Source organism: Flavobacterium daemonense (assembly GCF_007341385.1).
GTDB classification, from domain to species: Bacteria; Bacteroidota; Bacteroidia; order Flavobacteriales; family Flavobacteriaceae; genus Flavobacterium; species Flavobacterium daemonense.
In genome coordinates, this window is sequence record NZ_VJYD01000010.1 from 91,623 (window position 1) to 109,622 (window position 18,000).

The 18,000-nt window shown below is 34.5% G+C and carries 15 protein-coding genes; 4 read left to right on the plus strand and 11 right to left on the minus strand.

Going from position 1 to position 18,000, the window contains the following annotated elements; all coding sequences use genetic code 11:
• Window positions 1-121 precede the first annotated feature (121 nt).
• The 5 genes from FND99_RS13785 to aspA form a co-directional block, all read right to left on the minus strand.
• Entirely contained in the window at window positions 122-844 is a 723-nt protein-coding gene (locus FND99_RS13785; protein ID WP_144338529.1) for an adenine nucleotide alpha hydrolase family protein, read from the minus strand.
• Between the two features lie 77 nt (window positions 845-921).
• A complete protein-coding gene (locus FND99_RS13790) occupies window positions 922-2,325 on the minus strand; it encodes a sensor histidine kinase (RefSeq protein WP_144338530.1) in 1,404 nt (467 codons plus the stop codon).
• Window position 2,326: 1 nt separating this feature from the next.
• A complete protein-coding gene (locus FND99_RS13795) occupies window positions 2,327-3,001 on the minus strand; it encodes a response regulator transcription factor (RefSeq protein WP_144338531.1) in 675 nt (224 codons plus the stop codon).
• Window positions 3,002-3,263: 262 nt separating this feature from the next.
• On the minus strand, window positions 3,264-4,535 hold the full coding sequence (locus tag FND99_RS13800) for a BamA/TamA family outer membrane protein (RefSeq protein WP_144338532.1): 1,272 nt from the start codon (window positions 4,533-4,535) through the stop codon (window positions 3,264-3,266).
• A 151-nt stretch (window positions 4,536-4,686) separates the two neighbouring features.
• On the minus strand, window positions 4,687-6,096 hold the full coding sequence (gene aspA, locus FND99_RS13805; protein WP_144338533.1) for an aspartate ammonia-lyase: 1,410 nt from the start codon (window positions 6,094-6,096) through the stop codon (window positions 4,687-4,689).
• Window positions 6,097-6,255: 159 nt separating this feature from the next.
• On the opposite strand from aspA, the gene FND99_RS13810 reads away from it, so the two are divergent.
• Window positions 6,256-6,834, plus strand: coding sequence for a pentapeptide repeat-containing protein (locus FND99_RS13810; RefSeq protein WP_144338534.1), 579 nt, complete (start codon window positions 6,256-6,258; stop codon window positions 6,832-6,834).
• A gap of 171 nt (window positions 6,835-7,005) precedes the next feature.
• On the opposite strand, the gene FND99_RS13815 is transcribed toward FND99_RS13810, so the two are convergent.
• From FND99_RS13815 to glyA, 4 genes are all read right to left on the minus strand, one after another.
• Window positions 7,006-7,509, minus strand: coding sequence for a GNAT family N-acetyltransferase (locus FND99_RS13815; RefSeq protein ID WP_144338535.1), 504 nt, complete (start codon window positions 7,507-7,509; stop codon window positions 7,006-7,008).
• A gap of 2 nt (window positions 7,510-7,511) precedes the next feature.
• Window positions 7,512-8,552: a GMP reductase gene (locus FND99_RS13820; RefSeq protein WP_144338536.1), complete on the minus strand. Its 1,041-nt coding sequence runs from the start codon at window positions 8,550-8,552 to the stop codon at window positions 7,512-7,514.
• A gap of 261 nt (window positions 8,553-8,813) precedes the next feature.
• Complete coding sequence (gene miaE, locus FND99_RS13825; protein ID WP_144338537.1) at window positions 8,814-9,407, minus strand: tRNA-(ms[2]io[6]A)-hydroxylase; 594 nt, start codon at window positions 9,405-9,407, stop codon at window positions 8,814-8,816.
• Between the two features lie 135 nt (window positions 9,408-9,542).
• Window positions 9,543-10,817 (minus strand): serine hydroxymethyltransferase, encoded by a 1,275-nt coding sequence (gene glyA, locus FND99_RS13830; RefSeq protein ID WP_144338538.1) that lies wholly within the window; start codon window positions 10,815-10,817, stop codon window positions 9,543-9,545.
• 109 nt (window positions 10,818-10,926) lie between these two features.
• Between glyA and fahA the strand changes: the two genes are divergently transcribed.
• Window positions 10,927-12,210: a fumarylacetoacetase gene (fahA, locus tag FND99_RS13835; protein WP_144338539.1), complete on the plus strand. Its 1,284-nt coding sequence runs from the start codon at window positions 10,927-10,929 to the stop codon at window positions 12,208-12,210.
• A gap of 378 nt (window positions 12,211-12,588) precedes the next feature.
• Here the strand turns inward: fahA and FND99_RS13840 are convergent, their stop codons facing one another.
• Complete coding sequence (locus FND99_RS13840) at window positions 12,589-13,629, minus strand: agmatine deiminase family protein (protein ID WP_144338540.1); 1,041 nt, start codon at window positions 13,627-13,629, stop codon at window positions 12,589-12,591.
• A 188-nt stretch (window positions 13,630-13,817) separates the two neighbouring features.
• On the opposite strand from FND99_RS13840, the gene FND99_RS13845 reads away from it, so the two are divergent.
• Window positions 13,818-15,335 carry a choice-of-anchor I family protein gene (locus FND99_RS13845; protein ID WP_144338541.1) on the plus strand — a complete coding sequence of 506 codons (1,518 nt, stop codon included), beginning with the start codon at window positions 13,818-13,820 and terminating at the stop codon, window positions 15,333-15,335.
• 201 nt (window positions 15,336-15,536) lie between these two features.
• Window positions 15,537-16,796, plus strand: coding sequence for an OmpA family protein (locus FND99_RS13850; protein WP_144338542.1), 1,260 nt, complete (start codon window positions 15,537-15,539; stop codon window positions 16,794-16,796).
• 71 nt (window positions 16,797-16,867) lie between these two features.
• Here the strand turns inward: FND99_RS13850 and FND99_RS13855 are convergent, their stop codons facing one another.
• A complete protein-coding gene (locus FND99_RS13855; protein ID WP_035644835.1) occupies window positions 16,868-17,758 on the minus strand; it encodes a carbon-nitrogen hydrolase in 891 nt (296 codons plus the stop codon).
• Window positions 17,759-18,000: the final 242 nt, after the last annotated feature.

Here is an 18,000-nt window from a genome sequence, read left to right on the forward strand (position 1 = left end):
AGTCTTTACTATTTTTTCTGAATAACTCGATTAGATAAATGGCAGATTAGATAAAATATAATTTTGAAATTATTTATTAAGCATAATGCCTAACAACTGACAACTGACAACCATCAACTAATCAAACCAACTCTTCGTACAATGAAAGAACCGGAAGTCCTAATTTTTCATTAATATTTTCTTTTTTCTTCTTTTTGAATTTGATTTTCTCGCCTTTTCGAGTTTCGACCAACAAGTCGATTTCATATTTAGAAATCGCTTCAGATAAATAAGGAGCCAGAGTTTCATAATCATCATCAATTTTAGAAGTCTGACTTACAATTTCATATGAAAAATTCTCATTCAAAAATTGCTGTACATCTTTTACATGCATATTAGCTTTTCCGTTTTCGATGTAAAGCGCTTTTGTAAAATCTTCTTTTAAATTTTCATTTCCTAAATGCAGAATCGGACATTTTTGATTTCCAGCCAATTGAATCAAATATTGGTGAATACGCTTTGCTTCCTGCTTGTATGAATTTGTCAGAATAATTAATTTTACAGAAAAATGTTCTACAACACGTTTTAAAATTGGAGATGAAAGTCCGTATTGATTGTGGACTTTTATTTTGCAGTTTGGAGTATGTTCAACAATATAACGGCAAGTTTCCAAAACTTCTTCCTGACTTATAGTAAGCCCCGTTTTCATTTCGCGCAGATAAAAAGACGAAGAAAACGAATCTGGAGTTTCGGCCGCCATAAACAAAATGATTTCACAGCCCGAATCTTTAGCTTGATTTACAGCAGATTTTACTGCGCAAATTGTATCGTCTTTTAAAGTAGTGGGTATAAGTATATTTTTCATATGTATAATCGTTTAGTTTATACATGCAAAATAACTTCCTGAAAATTAGACGGTTCTTAAGTTAAGATTAGAATTTTCTAAGATTCAACATTAGAATTTTTAATGTCGCTTTTTTTAAGGTTTGATTTCGTGAAAATGATCGTTACAATCGTTCCTTTATTTTGCTCTGACTGCACTTGAATTTCTCCATCGTGCATACGGATGATTTTAGAAGCCAAAGGAAGCCCTAAACCATAACCAATATATTTGGTCGCAATTTTTCCTCTAAAGAAAGGTTCATACAAATGCGGAATATCTTCTGGCGGAATTCCGATTCCGATATCATTAATGGAGATTTTTATCGATTCTTTATTGGCCGAAAGCGACACAAAAACCTCATTATTATCAGAATATTTTACGCCGTTTGTAATGATATTGTTGATTGCCAATTCTAAAAGCGGTTTATTGCACGGAATTAAAAGCAAACTAGAATCTTTTGGTGCAACATTTAATCGGATACTCACTCGATTGTCTGGATAAATTTTATCTAGATCCGATTTTACATCCAGAAGCAACTCGTCAATTCTAGCAATATCTAAAACCTGTTTTTTTCCGTCGTAACCAGTTTGTGTCAGTTTCAGCAGGCTTTCGGTTAAATTTCCTAATCTTGACGCCTGATTGTAAATATTCTCTAAAGACTGAACATATTCTGAAACTTGACGCTCCTTTAAAAGCATAATTTCCGATTCAGCAATAATGGTTGTAATTGGCGTTTTTAATTCGTGCGAGGCATTATTGATGAAATTAGCCTGAATTTCAAACGAAGTTTCCAATCGATCCAACATATCATTAAATGTATGTGTAAGATCTGAAATTTCATCCGAATTTTTGACATCCGGCAAACGATTATGAAGATTTGATGCGCTGATTCGGTTTACTTCTTTAGTAATTCTCGCAACAGGATCAATAACACGTTTTGCTAAAAATCGGCCTAAAAAGAAAGCCAAAAGCACAAATCCAATGCCTCCAAAAAGCAATATTTTTACAATATAAATACTTGTTGTTTTTCCTCTTCGATCGCGTGCGCCAACAATAACAATATATTTTTGATTGTCCTCAGTAAAAACCTGTCCCAAATAATATTTGCTGTTGACTTCAAAATAATCTTTTCCAGTACTTAAAATATTAGAATAAAATTCATTTGGCAAATTCAGCTTTGTATTATAATCAAAACTATTGGCGCTGTTTATTTTAAGAACATATTCTTCTTCTTCAATAAGTTCTTCGAGTCCATTTTTTTTAAGATTGCTGTAGTATTTTATTTTTTCAGGATCTTTTTGAAAATGAATAGAAGCGACAATTTTAGCGCGGTCTTCAAGCCTTTTTAAGAAATGATAGCGATTGTTTTCTCGGAATAAAACAAAAACTATAATACACAACAATAGTGTACTAAAGGTAGATAAAGCTACATAAGTGAACGTAATTCTTTTTCTTATATCCATTTTATAGCTGTATAACATAACCAAGACCTTTCATTGTATGAATAAGTTTGGTTTTATAAGGTTTGTCTATTTTTTTTCGCAGATAGTTGATATAAACATCTACAACATTTGTATTCATATCAAAATTAATATCCCAGACATTATCCAAAATTTGGTCGCGTGATACAATTCTGCCAGCATTTCTAGCTAAATAATACAGTAATTTAAATTCTTTTGCCGTCAAAACAATTGGTTCTCCATCACGTTTTACAGCTTTCGCCTTTCCGTCGATTTCTAAATCGCCAATTATAATCTTATCGATTTTTTCGTTGTCTTGATTCGCTCTTCTGTTTAAAGCGTTTACTCTAGCATCAAGTTCGCCAAATTTAAAAGGTTTGACCAAATAATCATCGGCACCGGCATTTAATCCGGTTACAATGTTTTCTGAAGTTCCTAAGGCTGTTAAAAGCAAAATCGGAACGAAATTTTTGCTTGCACGAAGTCTGCGGCAAATTTCGATTCCGTTGATATCTGGAAGCATAACATCTAAAACGACAACATCAAAGTGATAATTATGGATCATTTCGAGAGCTGTTTTGCCATCGAGAGCCACACTTACTTCGTTGTTGTTTTCGGCAAATCCTTTGCGTAAAATGGACAAAAGATTTGGTTCGTCTTCGACTATTAGTAACTTCATTTAAAATTGGATATACAACAAAAATAAGGATTGACATTAAAAATGTAAATCAGAACTATTAAAAATTATGATTTAATTATGAACAACTCAGCAACACAATTAATAAAGGCGTTTCACTCACATTCACAAACATAGCGCTATGTGTGAAAATCTAGATTTTCTCCAAACTCTTTTTTTAGAATTAAAATCTATGTTTCTATGTGTTTAAAAAAATAGTAGTAAACAATAACTTTTTGCTTTAAAAAATACCAGCTTGAAATTACTAGAATGTTTCGCCTGCATTCAAATAAAAGCCTTTTGAATTGTTCCCCCACGCCAAATCAGCAATAAGATTGGTTCTTGTTGCTTTGTCAATTAGAATACGGAGTCCAAAGCCAAAAGCGGGCTGAACGTATTTAAAAAGTTTTGTATCCGTATCGGGATTGCTTGTAGTGACAAAATTTGTAAAAACAGTGCCGCTAAACATTTGATTGCAAGAAAGCGGAAATCTAAATTCGGATGCTAGATAAACCAAATTTGTTCCTCTAAACAACCCTTGAGTATAACCTTCCCCACTTCGGCTTCGCTGATCCCAGCCAATGGCAGGCAAATTCAGGTAGGGCACTTTTCCTTTGGTTACAAATTGTCCGTATGTCCAAAGCGCCAAAATGTATCTTTTATCTTTTTGTGAAACCGGAATAAAATTTCGGTATTCTGCATATAAAACATTGCTGACTTCTTGATTATCAAATAAAACCGGATTAAAACGATAATTAATATTGGCAAACCATCCGTGAGATGCATTCACTTGATTGTCTCTTGAATCGTAAACTAAATTAAGACTCACGCCATTTAAAAAATATTCATTGTTACTAAATCCATATTTTTGGTTGTAATCATAATGGTAGGTAAAATTTCCGTTTGCGACATCAAGTTCTTTATCAACAATGCTCGAATACCAATCGATATTTAGACCACCACCAACATAAAAATTTGGTCGAACTTGAAAAGAAACTGATTGATGGAATTTGAAATAATTATAATCCATTGGCTGAGCAAGCGAATCAATACTGAAGCCCGGCTCCTGCTCACGGCGAGGCGGAATAATATTTGTTCCTAAACCATAATTGGGCTGCGAAAATATATACAAACGATAATCACCACTTAAAAATATCTTGTTGTTTTTCAGCAGAATATTATTTTTAACATTTACAAGCCATTGCTTTTTTGTGGTATACGTAATTCCGAGATTTGCGATTGAATATTTATCTGCTTTTTCTTTTCCTTTGAATGTATACTGTGCGACAGCCCCATAAAAGAAACCCGTTGCAGGTTGCGACCCAATCGCCGGAATAATTAAGAAAAAGCTGTTTTTAATGGGTTTAACAACATAAATAGAATCCTTTTTTTTAAAGATTTCTATTATTGTTTTTGGAGGGCAAATTTTAGAACTGTCTATTTCTGTTTGCGCATTCAAATTAAATTGAATGAAAAAAAGAAACCCTAAGATTTTATATGTATTCTGAAAATAATTATTTTTTAAAAATTTTACCATATGAAAGTTTTAATTTTTCGAAACAATAATCAATTCATATGTAAATATATAGTTTATTTTCAACATATTACTCTTACATCTCAATAAAAATAAAATAAAAAAAAGCCGTCAAACAAATGACGGCTTGTGATAATATTTTTTATTGGAACTCTTATTTTGTGATAAATTTTGGATGGATCAAATTTTCTAGTGAATAGATTTCGTCCCATTTTTCCTGAGTAATCAATTTTCTTTCTAAAACTGCAATTTGATGCACACTCTTATTAGTTTTCAAAGCTTCTCCGGCAATGCTGGCGCTTTCTTCATAACCGATGATTGGATTCAACTGCGTTACAATACCAATGCTGTTCATGACCATATTGTAACAATGGTCAACATTTGCAGTGATTCCGTTGATACATTTATCAATTAAGGTTTGAATTGCATTTGACAAATAATCCAATGACGTAAACATCGCAAAAGCAATAACTGGCTCCATTACGTTCAATTGTAGTTGTCCCGCTTCTGCCGCCATTGTAACCGTTAAATCTTGTCCAATAACATAAAAACAAGTCTGATTCACTACTTCTGGAATTACCGGATTTACTTTCCCTGGCATAATTGAAGAACCTGGCTGGCGTGCTGGCAAATTAATTTCGTTTAAACCCGTTCTTGGTCCAGAACTCAACAAACGCAAATCGTTGCATATTTTAGAAATCTTAACTGCAGAACGTTTTAAAGTTCCCATAATTTGAACGTACGCGCCTGTATCAACCGTAGCTTCAATTAAATCAGGCGAAAGCGTCAACGGAATTCCAACTTCATCAGCCAAATATTTTACGCAAATTTCTGGATAACCTTCTGGCGCATTTACTTTTGTTCCAATAGCTGTTGCGCCCATATTAATTTCCAAAAGCAACTCTTGAGCATTTTTTAAACGTTGAATATCCTCGCCAATTGTCGTTGCATACGCTTTAAATTCTTGTCCTAAAGTCATAGGAACAGCATCTTGAAGCTGCGTTCTTCCCATTTTTAAAACTTCTTTGAACTCCTCGCCTTTTTTGGCAAAAGCAACTTCTAAACCTGCAAAAGTTTTAATAAAGCTGTCCATTTTTAAATACAAAGCAATTCTAAACGCTGATGGATACGCATCGTTAGTTGACTGTGAACAGTTTACATGGTTATTTGGGTGAAGAAAATTATACTCTCCTTTTTTATGACCCAAATATTCCAATCCGATATTCGCAATTACTTCGTTGGCATTCATATTTACTGAAGTTCCCGCTCCGCCTTGAATTAAATCACTGACAAATTCTTTATCGAATTTACCTGAAATTACTTGATCACTTCCGTAACAGATTGCGTCTGCGATTTTAGGATCAATTGCACCGCAGTCTTTATTGGCTAATGCGGCGGCTTTTTTTACATATCCTAAAGCTTTAATAAACAAAGGCTCTTTTGAGATTGGAATTCCGGTAATATTGAAGTTTTCTACCGCTCTAAAAGTTTGAATTCCGTAATATAAATGATTTGGGATTTCTAATTCTCCTAAAAAATCATGTTCTTTTCTTGTTGATTCCATATGATAAAACTGATCTGTATTTGATAAAAAAATAACAGTAAAGCTACATTATTTTGTTCATTAAAAATGTGAATGAAATCAAAATGATTTAATGATTTATATGGAATATTTTATTCTAAATTATTACCTTTTCGGTCTCAAATAATTATCAAAATACAGTTGAAAAAAGAAAGCGAATATTTTCTTGACAAAGAATACAATGCCATTATTTACGCCAAAGATGACCTTAATTTTAAGGATTTTGAATGTTGCGTTTTTAATAATTGCAATTTTTCTGCCTGTACTTTTTTAGCTGTTTCTTTTATCGATTGTGTCTTTAATGACTGCATTTTTAGTGAAGCCAAAATTAACTATGTCGCTTTTAGAACTGTAACATTTAATAATTGCGAAATCAAAGAAGTGAATTTTGCGATGTGCGACAAACTGATTTTTGAAGTTCGTTTTAACGATTGCATTTTGGATTTCTCAAAATTTTATACCCTAAAAATAAAAGGAACTCCATTTAGCAATTGCAGCTTAATTGCTGTAGATTTTATGGCTGCAGATCTCACAAATGTCCTTTTTGACAACTGTGATTTATACCGATCAGAATTCGACAAAGCCATCGCCAATAAAGCCGATTTTAAAACGAGTTATAATTACACTATTGATCCGTCTAAAACCAAATTGAAGAAAGCTGTTTTTTCTTTGAATGAAGTTAAAGGATTATTGTTTAAGCATGATGTGGTCGTGAGTTGAATCAATTTGAGAAATTCAAATTCTAATCCATTAAATCAAAGTAGGTCAAGAACAGTTTGTCATTTCGACGAAGGAGAAATCTTCGCGAGAAGCTCTACAAAGATTGGTTTTTCGTTGCGGAGCTACTTGTGGAGATTTCTCCTTCGTCGAAATGACAATATTGTGTAAAAATTATTTTGATATTTGTTTCTCCATCACATAATCCTCCATCAAATACCCATTCCCAATTTCTATATCAATAGTTTCTCTAATCTCAAAACCTAATTTTTTATAGAAATTCAAAGCCGTATTGAATCGGTTTACATTTAATAAAAGTGCTGCCGAATTATTCTCTAAAGCCAGTTTTTCAATTGAATTAAAAACTATTTTACCATAACCTTTTCCTTGAGTTTCTGGCAGAAAATAGATTTTATGGATTTTAGTAATCGCTTCGTTTTTATAATTGTGTTCAATTCCAATAAAACCAATTATTGCTTCTGAATCTGAAATTAAATAAAACAATTGCTCTTTATTCTGAATCTGTTTTGAAAGTGCTTCATCAGAATAAATTAAATCCAACATATAATCTAATTGTTCTGAAGTCAAAATTTCGCCATATGTTATTGGCCAAGTTATATGTGCAATTTGTTGAATTTTAGCAATATCTTCAACAAATGCTTCTGTAATCTTAATCATATTTATTTTTTAAAAACTTGATTTTCTTGCTCGCTTACGCGGATGAAAGTCGTTCGTTTAGTCAATTCTTTTAATCTTGAAGCTCCTACATAAGTACAAGTGCTTCTAATTCCTCCCAATATATCAAGAACAGTATTTATTACATCTCCTTTAAACGGAACCTGAACTGTTTTTCCTTCGCTTGCTCTGTATTCGGCTACACCGCCGGAATGTTTATCCATTGCTGTTTTGGAACTCATTCCGTAAAATTGTTTGAATTTTTCACCTTTTACTTCGATTAGTTCACCTCCACTTTCTGTATGTCCGGCTAACATTCCGCCTAGCATTACGAAGTCAGCTCCCGCTCCAAAGGCTTTTGCGACATCACCCGGAGTTGTACAACCACCATCACTTATAATATGTCCACCCAACCCGTGAGCAGCATCAGCACATTCTATAATCGCGGATAACTGAGGATAACCAACACCTGTTTTCACGCGAGTTGTACAAACAGAACCTGGTCCAATTCCGACTTTGACTATATCAGCACCGGCTAATAATAATTCCTCGGTCATTTCGCCTGTCACTACATTTCCGGCAATAATAATTTTATCTGGATATTGTTTTCGGGTTTTCTTCAAAAACTGAACAAAGTGTTCCGAATAACCATTTGCAACATCAATACAAATGAATTTCAGCAAGGGATTTGCAGTAATTATTTTTTTAATTTTTTCAAAATCTTCTTTTCCTGTTCCTGTGCTTACGGCAATATAGTCGTAGAAATCTGGAGTTGCGTTTTGAAGAAAATTATTCCATTCTTCTAAAGTGTAATGTTTATGAATTGCTGTAAAAAGCTTTTCTTTTGCCAAAACCTGAGCCATTTCAAATGTTCCAACAGTATCCATATTGGCACCCATAATCGGAATTCCGATCCAAGTTGAAGTGCTATGCAAAAATTTAAAATTTTGTTCTAAACTTACTTCTGATCTGCTTTTGAGCGTTGATCGTTTAGGTCTAAACATTACGTCTTTAAACCCCAATTTTAGGTCCATTTCTATTCTCATAGTTCGAGATTTTGGTTACTCTCAAATGTAAGGAATTTTAGATTGTAGACTTTAGATTTTAGATTAACAAAAAGTTGAACTTTTGAACAATTATCAATTCGCTTTCGTGAAAGTGTTGATTTGAATGTTTTTTATTTCACAGAGACTCACAAAGATTTTACGGAGATTCACAAAGTTTATAACTGGAACGCGTTTCGACTTCGCTCAACGTGACAAACTTGAAACTTGGAACTTGGAACATTAAACAAAAGAAACAAAAAACTATCCGTGAATAGTCTCTCCTTTTCCGTAATTCGTAATAATTGATTCTTCAAATGACAGCCATTCTCTCCAACGTTTCTCAACATCGATTCCTACTCCGTATTTACGTGCGTAAGTAATGAATGTAGTATAATGACCCGCTTCGCTTTCCATTAATTCTCTATAGAAAACAGCTAATTCTTCATCTTGAATATTTTCAGAAAGCACTTTAAAACGCTCACAGCTTCTAGCTTCAATCATTGCAGAAAACAGTAATCTTTCTACAAGACCAGAAACACGGCTTCCGTCGCCGCTTTTTTTCATGTATTGATATAGTTCGTTTACATAATCATCTTTACGCTCACGGCCTAATTTTAATCCGCGTTTGATGATGATATTGTGAACTTGCTCAAAATGATCGATTTCTTCTTTGGCTAAAGCCAATAAATCTTTTACCAAATCCTGATGTTCAGAATTATTGGTGATAATTGTAATCGCATTTGTTGCTGCTTTTTGCTCACACCAAGCGTGATCAGTTAGAATTTCTTCAATATTTTTCTCAACAATATTTACCCATCTTGGGTCCGTTGGCAATTGTAATCTTAGTACGCCCATTTTTTAAATTTGTTTCAGGTTTATTTTGTTTCAAGTTTCAAGTTTTCATTCTAAACGAAAAAAGTTTAAAGTTTCGTAATACGCCCAATTGCGCACTACAAAACTTTAAACTTGAAACCTTAAACTTTAAACTAATTAATATGCAAAAATCGGTCTTTCGCTCATTAATTCGTTTACTTCTTCAGCAACTTCTTCGATAAGATCTTCGTTTGTATGATCAGCAAGAACTTTATCTATTAAAGCTACGATAGTTTCCATATCTTTTTCAACTAAACCACGAGTTGTGATTGCAGCTGTTCCAACACGAATTCCAGACGTGATAAATGGAGATTTATCGTCAAACGGAACCATGTTTTTGTTTACTGTAATTTCAGCTTTTACTAATGCATTTTCAGCTTCTTTACCAGAAATGTTTTTATTTCTTAAGTCAATAAGCATCATATGGTTGTCAGTTCCGCCAGAGATAATGTTGTAACCTCTTTTTACGAAAGCATCAGCCATTGCTTTTGCATTTTTTTGTAATTGCATTGCATATGTAAAAAACTCATCTTTAAGCGCTTCACCAAAAGCAACCGCTTTAGCAGCGATAATGTGCATTAAAGGTCCACCTTGATTTCCTGGGAAAACAGCTAAGTCTAATAAAGATGACATCATTCTGATTTCTCCTTTTGGAGTTGTCAATCCTTGTGGATTTGGGAAATCTTTCCCCATTAAAATCAAACCTCCACGTGGTCCACGTAATGTTTTGTGCGTTGTTGTAGAAACGATATGACAATGTGGAATTGGATCGCTTAATAACCCTTTTGCAATAAGACCTGCTGGGTGCGAAATATCAGCAAATAAGATCGCTCCAACGCTGTCAGCAATTTGTCTGAAACGAGCAAAATCCATATCACGAGAATAAGCCGAAGCTCCAGCGATAATTAATTTTGGTTGTTCTTTAGTTGCAATTTCTTGAATTTTATCATAATCTAAACGGCCAGTTTCAACATCTACACCGTAAAAAACTGGACGGTATAAACGTCCTGAAAAGTTTACAGGAGAACCATGAGTCAAGTGACCACCGTGAGATAAATCGAAACCTAAAATAGTATCACCAGGATTCAAACAAGCATGGTAAACCGCTGTGTTTGCCTGAGAACCTGAGTGAGGCTGTACGTTTGCATATTCAGCACCAAATAATTCTTTAGCTCTGTCAATTGCAATTTGCTCAATAACGTCAACTACTTCGCAGCCTCCGTAATATCTTTTGCCAGGATAACCTTCAGCATATTTATTAGTTAAAACAGAACCAGCTGCCTCCATTACTTCGTCACTTACAAAATTCTCAGAAGCAATAAGTTCTAGTCCGTGAATTTGTCTTTCTTTTTCCTCTTGGATAAGATCAAAAATTTGTTCGTCGCGTTGCATTTTTTCGTTTTTCGTTAATTTGATGCAAAAATACAAAAAAACGTTTGTCATACAGTTAGATTATGATATATTTGACATGTAATTTTTCAACAAATAATTAACATCTAACATGCCGATAACCGCCAACGATACCAAAAGAAAATCATGGTTAGAAGTGCCACAAAACAGCGACTTCCCTATTCAAAATATTCCTTTCGGTGTATTTCTTACTAAAGAAAATGTCGTTACAGTAGGAACTAGAATTGGTGATTATGCTATAGATTTAGGGGCTTTACAACAGTTAAACTATTTTGAGGGAATAGATTTAACTGACGATATGTTTATGCAGGACACGCTGAATGATTTTATTTCTGACGGAAAAAAAACATGGCGCCTAGTCCGAAATCGTATCGCTGATATTTTCGACGCAACCAATCCACAACTTAGAGATTCAACAAAAGATCGCGATATTGTTATTTTTAATATTGACGATGTAGAGATGCAATTGCCGGTTTTAATTGGTGATTACACTGATTTCTATTCTAGTAAAGAGCACGCTACAAACGTAGGAAAAATGTTCCGCGATCCAGAGAATGCGCTTCTGCCAAACTGGCTGCATATTCCAGTTGGATATCACGGAAGAAGTTCTACAATCGTTCCGTCTGGAATTCCGGTTCACAGACCAATGGGACAAACAATGCCTGCCGGCGGAGATTATCCCGTTTTTGGACCTTCTCGCTTAGTAGATTTTGAGCTTGAAACCGCTTTTATTACTACTGATGTGAATATCATGGGTGAAAATATCCCAACATATGAAGCCGAGGATTATATTTTCGGAATGGTTTTATTAAATGACTGGAGCGCGCGCGATATTCAAAAATGGGAATATGTGCCTCTTGGACCATTCTTAGCCAAAAACTTTGCAACATCAATTTCTCCATGGATTGTGACAATGGATGCTTTAGAGCCTTTTAGAACTAAAGGGCCAAAACAAGATCCGTCACCGCTTCCTTATTTGCAAACAAAAGGCAAAAAAGCTTTTGACATTCACTTAGAAGTTTCAATTAAACCGGAAGATGCTGAAGAAACAATAGTTTCAAAATCAAATTTCAAATATTTATATTGGTCGATGAGCCAGCAATTAGCGCATCATACTTCAAACGGATGTCGTGTGAATTCTGGCGACATGATGGGCTCTGGAACTATTTCTGGTCCTACTCCTGATAGTTTTGGCTCTATGCTGGAATTGACTTGGGGAGGAAAAAATCCGCTTAAATTAAAAGACGGCAGCGAACGTAAATTTATTGAGGATAACGATACTGTAATTATTAGAGGTTTCTGCGAAAGCAATGAAGTCCGAATTGGTTTTGGCGAAGTTTCAAGCCAACTTTTACCGCCTTTCATCAGACAATGAAGAGAAGATAACGAATCTGAAGAGATTTAGAAATAGAAAAACCTTGGTGAGAACCAAGGTTTTTTTTGTGTTTTTATATTCAATCTCGAAAAGATTTATCTCATTTTTGTCATTTCGACGAAGGAGAAATCTTCACGAGAAACTCTACAAAGATGAGCTTATTGCTGCGGAGCTACTTGCGAAGATTTCTCCTTCGTCGAAATGACAAACAGTACGCTTCATTGCTACCTACACTTTTCGGGGCTTCTCCCGGAGCCTCGGGATCGCTCAGCCTGACAATGCATAAAAAACTTTGCGTCTTCGCGCCTTTGCGAGATTAATTGACAAAGCTTTTCAAAATAAAACTTTGCGCCTTTGCATCATTACGAGATTAGAAAATTAAGCCGGAATCTGCTGGCTTAAGCAATGCAAAGTTCCGAATCCCCAGATGAAATCAATACAACTTATTCCGATTACTTCTCTGTCTGGGAAACATTCTGATAATATATTCAAAGCTACGCGGTCGTTGCTGTCATTGAATGTTGGTACTAAAACGCAATTATTCAAGATTAAAAAATTAGCATAACTTGCTGGCAATCTTAAATCCTCAAAATCAACACGTTTTGGCATTGGCAACGCCACAATAACTGGCGATTTTCCGTTTTCTAGCTTTGCATTTTGCAGACGTTTCAAATTATCCTGCAAAGGTTTATAATTTGAATCATTTTTATCTGTTTCTACAATGGTTACAATAGTATCTTCATTTACAAATCGGCATAAATCATCTATGTGACCGTGTGTATCATCACCTTCTATTCCATCACCAAGCCAGATTACATTGGTAACGCCAAGATATTCTTTAAAAACAGCTTCGTAATCTTCTTTGGTAAAACCTTGATTTCTAACTTGAATTGTTGGGTGCATCAAACATTCTTCAGAAGTCAATAACGTTCCTTTTCCGTTAACATCAATCGCACCACCTTCAACAATTACCGGTTTTCCTTTGTACATAACCTGCGTTAGTGGAACATCAATAAAATCAGCCACTTTACCCGGAACAAATTTATCTAATTGGTAGTTTTTATATTTTGCCCAACCATTAAAATTGAAATTTAGCGCTTCTCTTTTTGAACCATTCTTTACAATAATTGGTCCCGAATCACGCATCCAGCTTCTGTTGGTTTTATGAATAATATAAGAAACGTTTTTAACATTAACGCGAGCTCTTTCAAGCATATCGGCGACCTTTTCTTTCAGTTTTTCATCGGCTACGACCAAAAAAACAGTTTCAAAAGTGGCTACTTTTTTAATGAATTCTACAAAAGCCCATTGAACAGCTTCGTATTTTCCCGGCCAATCATTGCCATTATGCGGAAAACACAATACAATTCCTTGCTGTTTTTCCCATTCTGCTGGAAATCTTCTATTATTTGTTGACATAAAAACGTTCTATATTTTGAAAGTGTACAAAGATAAGCATTCGTTAGGATTTTGAAACATCTGCCATAAAATCCTCTGAAATTTCACAAAAATTATCTTCCAAAAATTAAGTTAAAGATTAAATAATAAAGGCTTAATACATAAAAAAATCCTCGTATTTACTTTTGGCACAACTAAAAACTATTAAAATGAAAAAATTAAGTATCTCATTATTAACAGCTTTACTTATCATGACAAGCTGTAATAACGACGAAAATTCAAATGGGGAACCAGAAGTTACTGCAAATGAAAATCCAGGAACTTTCAAAGAAATTGGTTCAATTACTATTGGCGGAGAAGCTGCAGCTGAGATTTCGGCATACTGCGAAAAGACAAAAAGACTTTTTACAGTAAACAACAGCGGTGTAAATCAAATTGATGTTATTGATATTTCTGATCCTACAAAACCTTTAAAAATCGGGAAAATTGATTTAACTGCTTACGAAGGTGCTTCAAACAGTGTTTCTGTTTTTGACGGAAAATTAGCTGTTGCCTTAGAATCGACTGTTAACAAGCAAGCAAACGGAAAAGTTGTGATTTTCAACACATCAGATTACAGCTTAATCAAGCAAGTAACCGTTGGTGCTCTGCCAGATATGATCACTTTTTCACCTGACGGAAAATTTATCATGACCGCAAATGAAGGCGAGCCAAATACCGATTATTCACAAGATCCAAATGGAACAATTTCTATTATTGAAACAAGCACTTATAACGTTACAACACTTGATTTTGCTTCATTTGCTAGTCAAGCAACAACATTAGCTAAAGACGGATTCAGAATTTCAAAATATGCTAAAAGCTTTGCTCAGGACATTGAACCAGAATACATTACAATTTCTGATGATTCTAAAACGGCTTGGGTAACTTTACAAGAAAATAATGGTGTTGCAAAAGTTGATTTGACTTCTAAAACTATTACAGCGATTTATCCTTTAGGCTTAAAAGACTTTAATACTGCCGAAAACGCAATCGACGTAAGCGATAGCGACGATAAAATTGCTTTCAATCCATGGAAAGTTAAAGGAATGTATATGCCAGATGCAATCAGCCATTTTACTGTAAACAATGTTCCTTATTTTGTGACTGCAAATGAAGGTGATGCGAGAGAATATACTGCTTATACAGATGTAAAAAGAATGAAAAGCTTTAAGCTTGATCCGACAATTTTTCCAGATGCTGCAACTTTAAAATTGGATCCAAGTATGGGCCGATTAAATCTTGTTGCTGATATGGGCGACACAGACGGAGACGGAGATTTAGACGAAATGGTAAGTTTTGGCGCAAGATCTTTCTCAATTTGGAATGGAAATACAGGGAAAATCGTTTTTGACAGCAAAAATGACGTTGATAAAAAAACAAACGAATTAGGAACGTATGACGACAAACGAAGCGATGATAAAGGTTCTGAGCCAGAAGCAGTTGTTGTTACAAAAATGGGAAATCAAACTATTCTGTTTGTTGGTCTTGAAAGATCCGACGCATTTATGACGTATGATGTTACCAATCCTACTTCGCCTCAATATTTACAGACCGTAAAAACAGGTGATGCACCAGAGGGTGTATTGTTTATTCCGGCTTCAAAAAGCCCTACTAAAAGAAGTTTATTAGTAGTAAGCAGCGAAGGCGACGGAAGCATTAAAATTTATCAGCCGGACTTAAAATAGATTTTACTTTAAAAAGGGAGAAAAGGACAAAATATACATTTTGTCCTTTTTTTTGTTTCAGAATTTTGATTTCATTAACGATTTTACATAATAAAAAGCCAAAACGTGGAAATTATGTAAGAGCAAATAGAACACATTCTAAAACCCACCGCATAATTTTGTCATGAGTTTATTATAAAAACCAATTTAAATTTGAATATCATGAAAAAGAAATTATTATCCCTGTCCTTTCTGATAGCAGCGTTTTCTGCAAGCGCCCAAAATATGACAACTTCAGTAGCTCCTTCTGTTGCTCAACAAGAATACAACAAATGGTCGTTAGAATTAAATGGCGGAGTCAACAAACCAATGCGTGCAATAACGCCAGGTTATTCGACTTCAACATTAAATCCGTTTCATGCTGATTTGGGTGTACGTTATATGTTTAGTCCTAAATTTGGGGTTAAACTAGATGTTGGTTACGACCAGTTTAAAGAGCGCGACAACACTCCTGATTTTGAAAGCAGATACGTTAGAGCAAGTCTTCAAGGTGTTATCAATCTTGGACGTGCTTTAAATTTTGAAACTTGGACAAACACAGTTAGCGTTTTAGCTCACGGAGGTTTTGGAGTTTCGCAAATTAGTACCGAAACTGGTCCGGGTGGTCAAGATTATATGGCTCATGGAATTATGGGTTTAACTGGACAAATCAAATTAAGCAACAGAGTGGCGTTGACTGGTGACCTTACTGGAATTGTAAACGGAAGACAAAACTGGAACTTTGACGGAATGGGAAACACTACAACTGGTTCATTAGATGGTGTGTTGCTTAATGCTTCTGTTGGTTTGACCTTTTACTTAGGTAAAAATGAAAAACATGCTGACTGGGTGGGCGAAGAAGACAGAATCAGCGAATTGGAAAAAAGAGTGGATTTAGTTGAAACTGGACTTTTAGATACAGACAAAGATGGTGTTGCCGATTTGTATGATTTGGAACCAAATACCATTACTGGAGTTGCTGTAAATACAAAAGGACAATCTATTGATAATAATCAAAATGGTGTACCAGATGAGTTAGAAAGCTACTTAGACAAAACGTATGAAAAGAAAGGCAGTGGCACGATTACAAACAATACTGTTGAAGAATTAATCAACGGTGGTTATGTAAACGTTTACTTTGATTTCAATTCGTCTAAACCAACAAATGCTTCGTTGTCTGGAGTTGATTTCTTAGTGAAATATTTGAAAAACAATCCCGGAAAATCAGCTGATATAATTGGTTATGCTGATGAAATTGGAAGTTCAAGCTACAACACTGAATTATCTAGAAAAAGAGCTGAAGCTGTGAAAAAAGTAGCCGTAAATGCGGGAATTGATGCTTCAAGATTGAATGTGGTTGCTAATGGAGAAGATACATCTGTTAACAAAAAATCTAAAGAAGCACGTCAAATCGTGAGAAGAGTTACTTTCCAAGTGAAATAAGAATCTATATAAAAACAGAAAAGGCGGTTTCAATACTTTTGAAACCGCCTTTTTTATTTGAAGATAAATTATTATTTATCAATTGCTCTTTTTGTAATATCACCAAAAGCATCAATTCTTCTGTCTCTGAAGAATGGCCAGTTTTGGCGAACATTCTCCTGCAAGTCTAAATCAACTTCCGCAATTAAGATTTCTTCTTTATCGTGTGATGCTTGAGCTAAAATTTCTCCTTGCGGTCCAGCGATGAAAGAAGCGCCCCAAAATTGGATGCCTTCTGTTCCTTCAAGATATTTTTCAAGACCAATTCGATTGGCAGCAGCAACGAAAACACCATTTGCAACAGCATGACCTTTCATTACGTTCATCCATGCACCATATTGGTTTTCACCGTATTGTTCTTTTTCTTTTGGATGCCATCCAATTGCGGTTGGGTAGAACAACACTTCTGCTCCTTTAAGCGCTGTAATACGAGCCGCTTCTGGATACCATTGATCCCAGCAGATTAATGTTCCTACAGTTCCTTTTTTAGTTTCAATTGCTTGGAAACCTAAATCTCCTGGCGTAAAATAGAATTTCTCATAGAAATGCGGATCGTCTGGAATGTGCATTTTACGGTATAAACCTGCTTCTGTACCATCTGTATCGATAATATAAGCACTGTTATGGTAAATTCCAGCCATTCTTTTCTCGAAGAAAGGAACAATGATTACAACTCCTAATTCTTTTGCCAATTCGCTGAAAGCAATAAAAGAAGTGCTGTACAATGGTTCTGCTAATGCAAAATTATCTACATCTTCACTTTGGCAAAAATAATGACTGCTATATAATTCAGGCAATAAGATTACTTCAGCACCTTGGCTTGCAGCATCTCTTACCCAGCTGATACATTTTTTAAGATTATTTTCAGCAACATCATTCAGATTTAACTGAATTACTGATATTTTATATTTTCTTTTCGGCATGACATAAAATTTAGAGTGCAAAAATAGTAAATTTTAGAGGAATGACAAAGTCTGATTAACCGCAAAGAGCGTAAAGATTTACGCAAAGTTCACGAAGATTATATATTTAATGTGCACATTTTGCATAAGAACACAAAGTTCATTTCCTAAATTAAATGTTTTTTGGAAAAATAAAACCATTTCGCATCAGATTAATTATAAACTTCTGCAAAATGGCTTTTCAACCTAAAAAAATATCAACT

Excerpts from the sequence above, each read along its gene's own strand:
- FND99_RS13785 (WP_144338529.1), bottom strand. The coding sequence starts at position 844 with ATGAAAAATATACTTATACCCACTACTTTAAAAGACGATACAATTTGC.
- FND99_RS13790 (WP_144338530.1), bottom strand. The coding sequence starts at position 2,325 with ATGGATATAAGAAAAAGAATTACGTTCACTTATGTAGCTTTATCTACC.
- FND99_RS13795 (WP_144338531.1), bottom strand. The coding sequence starts at position 3,001 with ATGAAGTTACTAATAGTCGAAGACGAACCAAATCTTTTGTCCATTTTA.
- FND99_RS13800 (WP_144338532.1), bottom strand. The coding sequence starts at position 4,535 with ATGGTAAAATTTTTAAAAAATAATTATTTTCAGAATACATATAAAATC.
- aspA (WP_144338533.1), bottom strand. The coding sequence starts at position 6,096 with ATGGAATCAACAAGAAAAGAACATGATTTTTTAGGAGAATTAGAAATC.
- FND99_RS13815 (WP_144338535.1), bottom strand. The coding sequence starts at position 7,509 with ATGATTAAGATTACAGAAGCATTTGTTGAAGATATTGCTAAAATTCAA.
- FND99_RS13820 (WP_144338536.1), bottom strand. The coding sequence starts at position 8,552 with ATGAGAATAGAAATGGACCTAAAATTGGGGTTTAAAGACGTAATGTTT.
- miaE (WP_144338537.1), bottom strand. The coding sequence starts at position 9,407 with ATGGGCGTACTAAGATTACAATTGCCAACGGACCCAAGATGGGTAAAT.
- glyA (WP_144338538.1), bottom strand. The coding sequence starts at position 10,817 with ATGCAACGCGACGAACAAATTTTTGATCTTATCCAAGAGGAAAAAGAA.
- fahA (WP_144338539.1), top strand. The coding sequence starts at position 10,927 with ATGCCGATAACCGCCAACGATACCAAAAGAAAATCATGGTTAGAAGTG.
- FND99_RS13840 (WP_144338540.1), bottom strand. The coding sequence starts at position 13,629 with ATGTCAACAAATAATAGAAGATTTCCAGCAGAATGGGAAAAACAGCAA.
- FND99_RS13845 (WP_144338541.1), top strand. The coding sequence starts at position 13,818 with ATGAAAAAATTAAGTATCTCATTATTAACAGCTTTACTTATCATGACA.
- FND99_RS13850 (WP_144338542.1), top strand. The coding sequence starts at position 15,537 with ATGAAAAAGAAATTATTATCCCTGTCCTTTCTGATAGCAGCGTTTTCT.
- FND99_RS13855 (WP_035644835.1), bottom strand. The coding sequence starts at position 17,758 with ATGCCGAAAAGAAAATATAAAATATCAGTAATTCAGTTAAATCTGAAT.